Annotated in this window: 10 protein-coding genes; 5 read left to right on the plus strand and 5 right to left on the minus strand. The window is 71.5% G+C overall.

What is annotated here, in order from left to right; all coding sequences use genetic code 11:
* The first annotated feature begins 18 nt into the window (after positions 1–18).
* Both ACR68M_RS11065 and ACR68M_RS11070 read left to right on the plus strand, forming a co-directional pair.
* Positions 19–1,185, plus strand: a complete 1,167-nt coding sequence (locus ACR68M_RS11065; RefSeq protein WP_441250279.1) for an anion permease — start codon at positions 19–21, stop codon at positions 1,183–1,185.
* A gap of 19 nt (positions 1,186–1,204) precedes the next feature.
* A complete protein-coding gene (locus ACR68M_RS11070; RefSeq protein ID WP_441250280.1) occupies positions 1,205–1,444 on the plus strand; it encodes a hypothetical protein in 240 nt (79 codons plus the stop codon).
* An 89-nt stretch (positions 1,445–1,533) separates the two neighbouring features.
* Here ACR68M_RS11070 and ACR68M_RS11075 read toward each other — a convergent pair whose 3' ends face one another.
* Both ACR68M_RS11075 and ACR68M_RS11080 read right to left on the minus strand, forming a co-directional pair.
* On the minus strand, positions 1,534–3,084 hold the full coding sequence (locus ACR68M_RS11075) for an MDR family MFS transporter (RefSeq protein WP_441250281.1): 1,551 nt from the start codon (positions 3,082–3,084) through the stop codon (positions 1,534–1,536).
* A gap of 88 nt (positions 3,085–3,172) precedes the next feature.
* A complete protein-coding gene (locus tag ACR68M_RS11080; RefSeq protein ID WP_441250282.1) occupies positions 3,173–3,646 on the minus strand; it encodes a MarR family winged helix-turn-helix transcriptional regulator in 474 nt (157 codons plus the stop codon).
* A 143-nt stretch (positions 3,647–3,789) separates the two neighbouring features.
* Here ACR68M_RS11080 and ACR68M_RS11085 point away from each other — a divergent pair, with 143 nt between their 5' ends.
* Positions 3,790–4,818: an ABC transporter permease gene (locus ACR68M_RS11085; protein ID WP_441250283.1), complete on the plus strand. Its 1,029-nt coding sequence runs from the start codon at positions 3,790–3,792 to the stop codon at positions 4,816–4,818.
* Here ACR68M_RS11085 and ACR68M_RS11090 read toward each other — a convergent pair.
* The 3 genes from ACR68M_RS11090 to ACR68M_RS11100 all read right to left on the minus strand — a co-directional run bounded on the left by ACR68M_RS11090 (position 4,808) and on the right by ACR68M_RS11100 (position 8,762).
* Positions 4,808–5,356, minus strand: coding sequence for a GtrA family protein (locus ACR68M_RS11090; RefSeq protein ID WP_441250284.1), 549 nt, complete (start codon positions 5,354–5,356; stop codon positions 4,808–4,810). The two genes, ACR68M_RS11085 and ACR68M_RS11090, sit on opposite strands and share 11 nt — an antisense overlap.
* Positions 5,357–5,471: 115 nt before the next feature.
* Positions 5,472–7,868 carry an endopeptidase La gene (gene lon / locus ACR68M_RS11095; protein ID WP_441250285.1) on the minus strand — a complete coding sequence of 799 codons (2,397 nt, stop codon included), beginning with the start codon at positions 7,866–7,868 and terminating at the stop codon, positions 5,472–5,474.
* Positions 7,869–8,021: 153 nt separating this feature from the next.
* Complete coding sequence (locus tag ACR68M_RS11100; protein WP_441250286.1) at positions 8,022–8,762, minus strand: rhomboid-like protein; 741 nt, start codon at positions 8,760–8,762, stop codon at positions 8,022–8,024.
* A 650-nt stretch (positions 8,763–9,412) separates the two neighbouring features.
* Between ACR68M_RS11100 and ACR68M_RS11105 the strand changes: the two genes are divergently transcribed.
* Together ACR68M_RS11105 and ACR68M_RS11110 are read left to right on the plus strand one after the other, a co-directional pair.
* A complete protein-coding gene (locus tag ACR68M_RS11105) occupies positions 9,413–10,150 on the plus strand; it encodes a response regulator transcription factor (protein ID WP_441250287.1) in 738 nt (245 codons plus the stop codon).
* Between the two features lie 121 nt (positions 10,151–10,271).
* The gene (locus tag ACR68M_RS11110; RefSeq protein WP_441250288.1) at positions 10,272–11,417 is read left to right on the plus strand and encodes a HAMP domain-containing sensor histidine kinase; all 1,146 of its coding nucleotides are present in this window, start codon (positions 10,272–10,274) and stop codon (positions 11,415–11,417) included.
* The last annotated feature ends 79 nt before the right edge of the window (positions 11,418–11,496 follow it).

An 11,496-nucleotide genomic window follows, 5' to 3' on the forward strand; every position in this document is an offset into this window, starting at 1 on the left:
TACGACGATTGTTTGGGTATGGAACACATCACGTTCCTGGTGGCCGTTGTGATCATCACGGCGCTCGCCTTCGACTTCACGAACGGCTTCCACGACACCGCCAACGCGATGGCCACCTCCATCGCGACGGGGGCCCTGAAGCCCAAGGTCGCGGTCACCATCGCCGCAGTCCTCAACTTCGCTGGAGCGTTCCTCTCGGTGAAGGTCGCCACCACCATCTCGGGTGGCATCGTCAGTGAGAAGGCCGGCATCCAGCCGTCGATCATCTTCGCGGCCCTGGCAGGCGCCATCCTGTGGAACCTGCTGACCTGGCTGCGCGGCCTCCCCTCCAGCTCCTCGCACGCCCTCTACGGCGGGCTGATCGGCGCGACGGTCGTCGGTGTCGGGATGCACGGCGTGAACTTCGCCGTCGTCCTCTCGAAGATCATCATCCCCGCCGTCGCCTCCCCGATCGTCGCCGGTGCGGCCGCCTGGGCCGCCACCAAGCTGGCGTACCGGATCACCCGCAAGAACGGCGAGGAGGCCACCAACAAGGGCTTCCGCAAGGGGCAGATCTTCTCCGCCTCGCTGATCTCGCTGGCCCACGGCACCAACGACGCGCAGAAGACCATGGGCATCATCACGCTGACCCTGGTCTCCGTCGGCGCCCTGCCCCAGCACGCGCTGCCGCCCACCTGGGTCATCGTCAGCGCCGGTGCGGCGATCGCGCTCGGCACCTACATGGGCGGCTGGCGCATCATCCGCTCGATGGGCAAGGGCCTCACGGACATCCAGGCCCCGCAGGGCTTCGCGTCGGAGTCGGCGGCCGCCACCGTCATCCTGACGTCCTCGCACATGGGCTACGGCCTCTCCACCACCCAGGTCTGCTCCGGCGGCATCATGGGCGCGGGCCTCGGCGGCCCGAAGGCCCAGGTGCACTGGAGCATGGCCCGCCGCATGGTCTACACCTGGGGCCTGACCCTGCCCGCCGCCGCGATCGTCTCCGGCGCGGCCGCCTTCGTCGCGGACAAGGGCACCTGGGGCGTCCTGGTCGTCGGCGTCGTGCTGGTGGCCGGCTCGGCCGCCATGTGGGTCCTCTCCCGCCGCCAGCCCGTCACCTCGGGCAACGTCAACGAGGTCACCCCCGTCGAGGTCGCGCCCGCCCAGGCCACCCCGACCCCCGCCACGACCACCGTCGCGGCCTGAGAGGGAGAGGAAGAACCCCATGAGCATGAGCATCAAGTGGGCCGCCCTGGCCCAGACCGCAGGCATCAGCGTCGTCGTCACGGTCGCGGTCGTGGCCGTCTTCGCCGTCGGCATCACGGCCCTCTCCCGCCGCGAGGCCGCCCTCGCGGGCGACACCCCGAGCAGCCCGAAGGCCAACCTCGCGCTGGCCACCGCCTCGGTCTGCTTCGCCGCCTGCGCGGCAGTCGTCCTGTACGGCCTCTCGCTGATCGCAGCCTGAGCCACGCACGAACAGGCACGCACAGACAGACACGCACGAACAGAGAGGGGCACGGGGCTTTCGCCCCGTGCCCCTCTCTGCATCTGCGGCTAGCGCGCGAGCGCCGGCTCAGTCTCCGTCGAGGGCGCCTCGACGGTCCGCAGCGGCACCTCGCGGATCAGCAGGACGACCAGGAAGGCGACCAGCGCGAAGGGCGCGGCGACCAGGAAGACCGTGCCGACGCCGTGGCCGAACGCGTCCGTCACCAGCGGGACGAGCGGTGCGGGCAGGCGGTGCAGGTCGGGGATCTCACCGCCGCCGACGGCCCCGGCCGCCGGGAGGTGGGCGGCCGCGAGGTTGGCGGTCAGGTAGTGGCCGACCCGGTTGGCGAGCAGCGCGCCGAGGGCCGAGACGCCCATCGCGCCGCCCATCGTCCGGAAGAAGGTGACGGTGGAGCTGGCCGCGCCGAGCTCGTGGCGCGGCACGGTGTTCTGGACGGCGAGGACGAGGTTCTGCATGGTCAGCCCGAGCCCGACACCGGCGGCGGCCATGTAGACCGAGAGGACGCCGTACGAGGTGTCGGCCCGGACGGTGCCGAGCAGGGCGAAGCCGACGGTCAGCAGGAAGGTCCCGGCGACGAGGAAGACCTTCCACCGGCCGTACCGGGTGATCAGCTTCCCGGCGACCGTCGAGGAGAGGGCCAGGCCGATGATCATCGGCAGGGTCAGGATGCCGGCCATCGTCGGCGACTTCTCCTTGGCCAGCTGGAAGTACTGGCTGAGGAAGGTCGTCGCGCCGTACATGCCGATCCCGACGAACGCGCTGGCGATGACGGCGAGCGTGACGGTGCGGTGGCGGAAGAGATCCAGCGGCACGATCGGCTCGGCGGCCCGCTGCTCGACCCGGACGAACAGGGCCGCCAGCACGAGCCCGCCGCCGACCATCGCGGCGGTCTGCCAGGAGAGCCAGGCGTAGTTCTTGCCCGCCAGGCTGATCCAGATCATCAGCAGGCTGACGGCGCCGGTGATGAGCAGCGCGCCGAGGTAGTCGATCTTGGCCTTCCGCTTCACCACCGGCAGGTTCAGCGTGCGCTGGAGGACGAAGATCGCGACCAGCGAGAACGGGATGCCGACGTAGAAGCACCAGCGCCAGCCGAGCCAGCTGGTGTCGACGATGACGCCGCCGATCAGCGGGCCACCGATGGTGGCGAGGGCGAAGACCGCGCCGAAGTAGCCGCTGTACCGGCCACGCTCGCGCGGCGGCACCATCGAGGCCAGGCAGATCTGGGCGAGCGCGGTGACACCGCCCGCGCCGACCCCCTGGAGGATGCGGCAGGCGATCAGCTCGCCGGTGTTCTGCGAGAGCCCGGCGAGCGCCGAGGAGACGATGTAGATCACCAGTGCTATCTGCACCAGCAGCTTCTTGCTGACCAGGTCGGAGAGCTTGCCCCAGATCGGGGTGGAGGCGGTGAGCGAGAGCAGCGCGGCGGTGATGACCCAGGTGTACGCGGACTCGCCGCCGTGCAGGTCGGTGAGGATGCGCGGCAGGGCGTTGGAGACGACGGTCGAGGACAGCACGGCCACGAAGAGGCCGAGCAGCAGCCCTGACATGGCTTCGAGCACCTGGCGATGGCTCATGGGGGCGGGCGGGGAGTCTGTCATCTGCGGTGTCCTTCGACGAGAAAGTCGTTGCCTGAGGCAACCATAAGCAGAGATGGTTGACTTGGGCAACATTCTTCGGGTCAAAGCATCAGCTGCGTTCGGCGTCGATCCCGGGCTCGCCGGTCAGGTCGTTGAAGCGCTGGAGCAGGTCGGCGAACTGCTCGACGTCCACCGTCTCCCAGGTCGCCATCAGCTCCCTGAAGCGCGCCATCCGCCCGCCCCGGGCGCGCAGGTAACGCACCGCGCCGTCCTCGGTGAGCGAGACCAGCGAGGAGCGGCGGTCCAGCGGATCGGCCTCGCGGGCGACCAGGCCCAGCCCCTCCAGCACCTTGATCTGCCGGCTGATGGTCGCCTTGCCGACCCCGAAGTGCAGCCCGATGTCGGTCAGCCGCACCGGCGCCGACTCCTCGATGAAGCCCAGCAGGCTGTACGCGACGCCCTCCAGGGCCGGGTGCACCCGGCGGGACATGTCGGCCGCCCGCGACCGGCCCCGCCGGAACAGCAGAGCGACCTCCCGCTCCACCGCCAGGAACGCCTCCTCGGCTGCCGCCTCGTCACTCATGGCGCCCAGTATCCCGTAGGCCCTGCCCGGCCGGGCCTCCCCGGACCGCCAACTGTTTCATGATATGAAGTATCGGTTTTGGCCGTTTGGTAGCGATAAGCAGGGTTTTCCCCGCTCTTCGCCTCTCTTAAGGAGCGCAGCCGATGGACACGCCGGCCCGGGGATTCCTCGCCGAACTGAAGGACGCCGTCACCCCACGCGCAGCGCTGCTGGTGATCGGCGTCCTGCTGCTCCAGCTCGGCTTCATCACCTCCTACGTCGGCGCCCTGCACCACCCGGCCCCGCACGAGCTGTCGATCGCCGTCGTCGCCCCGCCGCAGGTCAGCCCGAAGCTGGTGGGCGCACTGGAGTCCGTGCCGGACGACGCGGTGAAGGCGAGCACAGCCACCGACCCGGCCGAAGCCACCGCGCGGATCAGGGACCAGAAGATCTACGCCGCACTGGTCTTCGACCCGGCCGGCACCGAGGACACCCTGCTCGTCGGCGGAGCCCGCGGCCCGGCCGCGGTGAAGGCCGCACAGACGATCGTCACCGCGCTGGACTCGGCCCAGGGCCGCACCGTGAAGACCCAGGACGTCGCGCCACTCGCCAAGGGCGACGCCAGCGGGCTCTCCTCCTTCTACCTGGTGATCGGCTGGTGCGTCGGCGGCTACCTCGTCGCCTCGATCCTCGCCATCAGCTCCGGCGCCCGGCCCGCCAACTCCAACCGGGCGGTGATCCGGCTCGGCGCCCTGGCGGTCTACTCGATCGCGGCGGGCATCGGCGGCGCGCTGATCATCGGCCCGATCCTGAACGCGCTGCCGGGCTCGCTCTGGGGCCTGATCGGCCTGGGCAGCCTGGTGGTCTTCGCGGTCGGCACCACGACGATGGCCCTGCAGTGCCTCTTCGACGTCGTCGGGATCGGCCTGGCCGTGCTGATCTTCGTGGTGCTCGGCAACCCCAGCGCGGGCGGCGTCTACCCGCCGCCGATGCTGCCGCCGTTCTGGCGGGCGATCGGTGCCTGGATGCCCAACGGCGCGGGCACCGACACCGCCCGCTCGATCGCCTACTTCGGCGCCACCAACATCGGCGTGCCGCTGCTGGTGCTGTTCGTCTGGGCGCTGCTCGGGCTGCTCGTCACGATGGTCACCGTGCTCCGCAGGCCCGGCGCCGGCCGGGAGGTCACGGCCTGACGCCCTGCGGCTCCGTCTCCGGCTCCGGCCGCCCGGCCGGGGCCGCCGTGTCGGTGTCGGTGTCGTACCGCACGAAGACCCAGCGCTTCATCGCCCAGTAGCGGAAGACCATCGCCAGCAGCGTGCCGAGGATCATCCCGCTCACGAAGTCGGCGATCTCCTGGCCGGAGTAGCTGACGGCGGGCTCACGCAGGTCGAAGACGTACCGGGAGACGATCAGCGGCGCGTCGTTGACGAGCACCGCGAGCCCGCTCACCACGAAGAACAGCGCCGCCTCGCGCTGCCTCCCGTTGGTCCGGAACGACCACTGCCGGTTGAGCACGTACGACACCACGGTGGCCAGCACCGTGGCGATGGTCAACGAGACGACCGGCTTCTCGTGCAGCACGGTGAGCTTGAGCGTGAAGTTGACGACCATGGTCAGCACGAAGCAGCTGCCGCCCACCAGCAGGAACTTCACCAGCTTGCGGTGCCGCACCAGGAAGGGACGCAGCCGGTCGGGTACCCGGGCCAGGGCCCGCTGAGTGGGTGACGGCATTTTGGCAGTCTCGCACGGCGGGCTCCACCCCGCGTACCGGCAGCACCGGACGGCTCGGGGCAACCGAACAGGGGCGCGGGGAGGACCCCGCGCCCCTGAGGTTCGGCCGGGTGCGTCAGGCGGCGGCCACCAGGATCTCCGCCGGCTCCAGGGCCAGCGCCAGCACCTCGCGGACGTCGGCCACCGGGTGGACGGTGAGGCGGTCGAGGACCTCGGCGGGGACGTCGTCGAGGTCGGGCTCGTTGCGCTTGGGGATGATCACGGTGGTGAGCCCGGCCCGGTCGGCGGCGAGCAGCTTCTGCTTGACGCCGCCGATCGGCAGGACGCGGCCGGTCAGCGAGACCTCGCCCGTCATTGCCACGTCGGTGCGGACCTTGCGGCCGGAGAGCAGCGAGGCCAGGGCCGTGGTCATGGTGATGCCGGCGCTGGGGCCGTCCTTGGGGACGGCTCCGGCGGGGACGTGCAGGTGGATGCCGCGCTCCCGCAGGCCGGTGACGGGCAGCTCCAGCTCGGCGCCGCGCGAGCGGAGGTAGGAGAGCGCGATGTGGGCGGACTCCTTCATCACGTCGCCCAGCTGGCCGGTCAGGGTCAGCCCGGTGCCGCCGGTCTCGGCGTCGGCGAGCGAGGCCTCGATGTAGAGGACGTCACCGCCCGCGCCGGTCACGGCCAGGCCGGTGGCGACGCCGGGGACGGCGGTGCGCCGCTCGGCGGGCTCCTGGGCCGCCTCGGGGGTGTGGTGCGGCCGGCCGATCAGCGCCCGCAGGTCGTCGGGGCCGATCTCGACGGGCAGCTCGCGCTCGCCGAGCGCGCTCTGCGCGGTGATCTTCCGCAGGATGCGGGCGACCGAGCGCTCCAGGTTCCGGACGCCCGCCTCGCGGGTGTACTCCCCCGCGAGCCTGCGCAGGGCGCCCTCGGCGACGGTCACCTCCTCGGGCTTCAGCCCGGCCCGCTCCAGTTGGCGCGGCAGCAGGTGGTCGCGGGCGATGACGACCTTCTCGTCCTCGGTGTAGCCGTCCAGCCGGACGAGCTCCATCCGGTCGAGCAGTGCCTCCGGGATGGCTTCCAGCACGTTGGCGGTCGCCAGGAAGACCACGTCGGAGAGGTCGAGCTCGACCTCCAGGTAGTGGTCGCGGAAGGTGTGGTTCTGCGCCGGGTCGAGCACCTCGAGCAGGGCCGCCGCCGGGTCGCCCCGGTAGTCGGAGCCGACCTTGTCGATCTCGTCCAGCAGCACGACCGGGTTCATCGAGCCGGCCTCCTTGACCGCGCGGACGATCCGGCCGGGCAGCGCGCCGACGTAGGTGCGCCGGTGGCCCCGGATCTCGGCCTCGTCCCGGACGCCGCCGAGCGCGACCCGCACGAACTTGCGCCCCATCGCGCGCGCCACCGACTCGCCGAGCGAGGTCTTGCCGACCCCGGGCGGCCCGACCAGCGCCAGCACCGCTCCCCCGCGACGGCCGCCGACCAGCCCGAGCCCCTGGTCCTCGCGCCGCTTGCGCACGGCCAGGTACTCGACGATCCGGTCCTTCACGTCGGCCAGGCCCGCATGGTCGGCATCCAGCACGGCCCGCGCGCCCGCGATGTCGTACGCGTCGCCGGTGCGCTCGTTCCACGGCAGCTCCAGCACCGTGTCCAGCCAGGTACGGATCCAGGAGCCCTCGGGCGACTGGTCGGAGGAGCGCTCCAGCTTGTCGACCTCCTTGAGCGCGGCCTCCCGCACCTTCTCCGGCAGGTCCGCCGCCTCGACCCGGGCGCGGTAGTCGCCCTCCTCGTCGGCGGCCTCGCCGTTCAACTCGGCCAGCTCCTTGCGGACGGCCTCCAGCTGGCGGCGGAGCAGGAACTCCTTCTGCTGCTTGGCGACCCCCTCCTCCACGTCCTTGCGGATGGTGTCGTTGACCTCCTCCTCGGCGAGGTGGTCGCGCAGCAGCGTCAGCGCGTACTCCAGGCGGGCCACCTGGTCGGCCTCCAGCAGCGCCTTCAGCTTCTGCTCGGCGGTCGCGAAGGGGGCGTAGCCGATGTTGTCGGCGAGCTCGCCGACGCCCTCGATCTGGGCGACGCGGTCGACGATCTGCCAGGCGCCGCGCTTGCGCAGCCACTGGGTGGAGAGCGCCTTGTACTCGCGGACCAGCTCTGCGGCCCGCCCGGCGACCGGCAGCCCGGCGTCGGATTCACGGAAGCTGCTGGTCTCGACCCAGAGCGCGGCGCCGGGGCCGGTGGTGCCGGTGCCGATCCGCACCCGGCGGATGCCGCGGACGAGCGCCGCGGGGTCGCCGTCCGCCAGCCGCCCCACCTGTTCGACGGTCGCCAGGGTGCCGACCGCCGCGTACGAGCCGTCGAGCCGGGGCACCAGCAGCACCTGCGGCTTCGCCCCGCCCGTGGCGGCGCTCCTGGCCGCCTCCACGGCGGCGCGCACCTCGGTGTCCTTGAGGTCGAGCGGGACGACCATGCCGGGCAGCACGACCTCGTCGTCGAGCGGCAGCACGGGCAGAGTGAGCGGAGTGGACGTCGATGCCATGATCTCTCCCCAGTCAGCGAAGTTGAGTTGACCTGACTAAGGGTTGGCGGACGCGGATTGTTCCCACGGCGGTGTTCGCTCTGAGCGAGCACGCCGACAGACGCGACCGACCAGCAGGAACGGCCGCGCGGGTTGCGTAAGAAAGAGGAGAGGTCAGCCGTTGGCGGCGACGAGCTCGGGGCGGCGAAGACGCAGCCGCATCCGGAACCGCCGGCCCGCGCCGGGGCCACCGCGCAGGCGGCTCCAGAGGCTGATGCCGATCAGCAGGGCCGCCGGGTGGCCGACGCCGGTGACGAGGTCCTGGTCGTTCAGGTACTGATGGGCGATCAGGGCGCCGGCCGCCCCGAGGGCCAGCAGGCGGCCCGGGGGCCGGAGCAGGCCCGCGAGTGCGCCGAGGCTGGCGAGGACGCCGTAGCTGATGCCGATGTCCAGGGCGTCGAGGGCGCTCGGCTGCACCCGCCCGGTCGCGACGCCGACGGCGACGACGGCCTGCGAGAGCAGGGTGGCCGCCACGTGTCCGGCAGCGAAGACGCCGGCCGCCCGCCAGGGGCCGACCCGCCGCTCCAGCGGGGCGACGGTGAGGGCGAAGGCCCAGAGGTACGGCATCCAGACCGGGCCGGCCACCCAGACGCCGCTGAAGAGCAGCGCGAGCACCGGCCGGTGCAGCAGGTTGTGCCCGTCGGTGCTGGAGAACTCCTGCAGCCGGTGGACGAGCTGCGGGTCGGCGAGGCGGGAGAAGACGGTGGTGCCGAGCAGGACCGCGAGGTAGCCGAGCGCGAAGCGGTTCTGCCGGGGAGTCGGCAGCAGCCGCCCGACCCCGGCGAGCAGCCAGCCGCGCAGCCCGTACCGGAGTGCGCCGTACGGCACGGGGGTCAGCGCGAGGGGTGCTGACACGGGCACTGACATGAGCGTCTGCAGGGGCTCGCGGGGCAGCGTCGTGTCTCGTCGCGAGTCCGCCATGTCGCCTCCAGTCCGGCCGTCGGTACCGGCCGCCGCACCGGCGGCACACTCGGCCGCCGCACCTGTCGTTCCGCCCCCTGAACCGCACACAACATCGTTACTCAAAACTTGTCGTGCCCACGATACGTTGCACTTCTGAGAGCTTGCTGAGGATGAGCTGTGAAGATCTGTCAGCAGCTCGCCCGCCCTGGCACGGCGCTGCCCTTTGTTTACGGACAAGTAGCAGCTCCGGGGGCGAGTCTGTCATCACCTCGGGTGCATACGCACCGTTACGGGCGATATTTTTGCCGGGTAAGGTATCGCCCCGTGCCCCGTCCTGACCAGGGTCGGCACCGGCCCACAGGCCGGATATGTCCGGTTGACCTGCCGGGACACTCGCAGTGTCCGTACGCTGCGAACAGTGCGGAAAGTGCGGAGAGACCGGTGGCAGGAACCACGGGCTCTCCACTCCGGTGCCGACGGCGGACGGCACGGTACGGAGCCCGCCTGCGGGGCACAGCCCACGACGGAACAAGACGACTACGAGCGGAGCCCGCTGTCCCCACAGGCAGCCGGCCCGCAGCCCTGGGGGCGGTGGCGTGACCGTGACAGAGATTCAGCAGGACAGCAGCAGCAACGGAGCGGTGAGTACGCAACGACGCGTGCTCGTGGTGGAGGACGAGCCGACGATCGCCGAGTCGATCGCCGCCCGGCTCGGAGCGGAGGGCTTCAAGGTCGCCGTGGCCCACGACGGGCCCGGCGCGGTGGACGGCTTCCACACCTGGCAACCCGATCTCGTCGTGCTCGACGTGATGCTGCCCGGTTTCGACGGCCTGGAGGTGTGCCGGCGCATCCAGGCACAGCGCCCGGTACCCGTCCTGATGCTGACCGCCCGCGACGACGAGACGGACCTGCTGGTCGGTCTCGGGGTCGGTGCGGACGACTACATGACCAAGCCGTTCTCGATGCGCGAGCTGGCGGCGCGGGTGAACGTGCTGCTGCGCCGGGTCGAGCGGGCCCAGCAGGCCGCCCGCACTCCCGCGCTCGGCAGCCTCCGGTTCGGCGAACTGGAGATCGACCACGTCCAGCGCAGAGTCCGGCTCGGCTCGGGCGACGTCCACCTGACGCCGACCGAGTTCGACCTGCTCGCCTGCCTGGCGGCGCAGCCGCGCGCGGTACTGACCCGCGAGCAGCTGCTGGCGGAGGTCTGGGACTGGACGGACGCCTCCGGCACCCGCACGGTCGACAGCCACGTCAAGGCACTGCGCCGGAAGATCGGCGCGAGCTGGATCCGTACGGTGCACGGCGTCGGGTACGCCCTGGAGGCACCCCTCTCGCAGTGACCCCTCCGCCAGGCGTCAGCCACGGCGGAGGGCAGGTGACACCGGGCGTTCGGGCCTCCGGGGGGCCCTACGTCCCACGTGTCACGTCGGAGCATTCGCGGGGGGATGACTCAGAGGCGACATGACCTTTCCACAGCAACGCAACGGGGCACGCGCGGGCGACAACCCGCGCCGAGGGCTGGCCGCGCGCGCCGCAAGCCGCGTCTGGGCCGACATCAGGCCGCTCGACCCGGTCCGCTCGATCAAGGGCAAGCTCGCCCTGCTGGTGATCGTCTCGGTGTTCCTGGCCACCGGCATGATGGAGGTCGCCGTCCGTTCGCGGACCGAGATCCGGGTCATCATGGTCTTCTCGATGATCGCCTCCCTGCTCTTCATGCAGTTCCTCGCCCACGGGCTGACCGCCCCGCTGCGCGAGATGACGGCCGCCGCACACGCGATGGCGGGCGGCGACTACAGCCGCCGCGTCGAGGTCTCCTCGCGGGACGAGATCGGTGAGCTGGCCGAGACCTTCAACCGGATGGCCGGTGATCTGGAGGCGTCCGACCGGCACCGCCGGGAGCTGATCGCCAACGTCTCGCACGAACTGCGCACCCCGATCGCCGCACTGCGCGCCGTCCTGGAGAACGTGGTGGACGGCGTCGTGCAGCCCAACCCGCGCACGCTGGGCGCCGCGCTGGAGCAGACCGAACGGCTCGGGCGCCTCGTCACCCACCTGCTCGACCTCTCCAAGCTGGACGGCGGCGTGGTGCCGCTGGACGCCCGCTCCTTCGAGGTGCGGCCCTTCCTGGACGGCGTGCTGCGCGGCGTGACGGTGGACGGCGCGACGGCGGGCGGCGCGTACGCCCGGCGGGACGACGTCCGGCTGCGGCTTGACGTCGAGCCGCCGGGCCTGACCGGCGTCGCAGACCCGGAGCGGCTGCACCAGGTGGTCGCCAACCTGGTCGACAACGCCTGCAAGCACTCCCCCGCCGGCGGCACCGTGACGGTGCTGGCCAGACCGGGCGAGCGGCCCGGGGCGCTGGTGCTGGAGGTCGCGGACGAGGGGCCCGGCATCCCGGTGCAGGACAGGTCGCAGGTCTTCGAGCGCTTCGGGCGCAGCGGCACCGCGACGTCCCAGGGGCCGGGCTCCGACGGCGGCACCGGGCTGGGCCTGGCGATCGCCCGCTGGGCGGTCGATCTGCACGGCGGGCAGATCCGGGTGGCGGAGGCTGCCAGGGGCTGCCGGATCGAGGTCGCTCTGCCGGGTGAGATCCCGGTCCGCCCGTAACCTGCACAGTTGTCACACAACTGGGACAGAAGGCGGTCGGGGACTCCGTCAGATCAGTTATTCGGGTCCGGACCTGCAC

The sequence above is a fragment of the Kitasatospora sp. McL0602 genome (assembly GCF_052076145.1).
Taxonomy (GTDB): Bacteria; Actinomycetota; Actinomycetes; order Streptomycetales; family Streptomycetaceae; genus Kitasatospora.

Excerpts from the sequence above, each read along its gene's own strand:
- ACR68M_RS11085 (WP_441250283.1), top strand. The coding sequence starts at position 3,790 with ATGGACACGCCGGCCCGGGGATTCCTCGCCGAACTGAAGGACGCCGTC.
- ACR68M_RS11070 (WP_441250280.1), top strand. The coding sequence starts at position 1,205 with ATGAGCATGAGCATCAAGTGGGCCGCCCTGGCCCAGACCGCAGGCATC.
- ACR68M_RS11065 (WP_441250279.1), top strand. The coding sequence starts at position 19 with ATGGAACACATCACGTTCCTGGTGGCCGTTGTGATCATCACGGCGCTC.
- ACR68M_RS11075 (WP_441250281.1), bottom strand. The coding sequence starts at position 3,084 with ATGACAGACTCCCCGCCCGCCCCCATGAGCCATCGCCAGGTGCTCGAA.
- ACR68M_RS11110 (WP_441250288.1), top strand. The coding sequence starts at position 10,272 with ATGACCTTTCCACAGCAACGCAACGGGGCACGCGCGGGCGACAACCCG.
- ACR68M_RS11090 (WP_441250284.1), bottom strand. The coding sequence starts at position 5,356 with ATGCCGTCACCCACTCAGCGGGCCCTGGCCCGGGTACCCGACCGGCTG.
- ACR68M_RS11080 (WP_441250282.1), bottom strand. The coding sequence starts at position 3,646 with ATGAGTGACGAGGCGGCAGCCGAGGAGGCGTTCCTGGCGGTGGAGCGG.
- lon (WP_441250285.1), bottom strand. The coding sequence starts at position 7,868 with ATGGCATCGACGTCCACTCCGCTCACTCTGCCCGTGCTGCCGCTCGAC.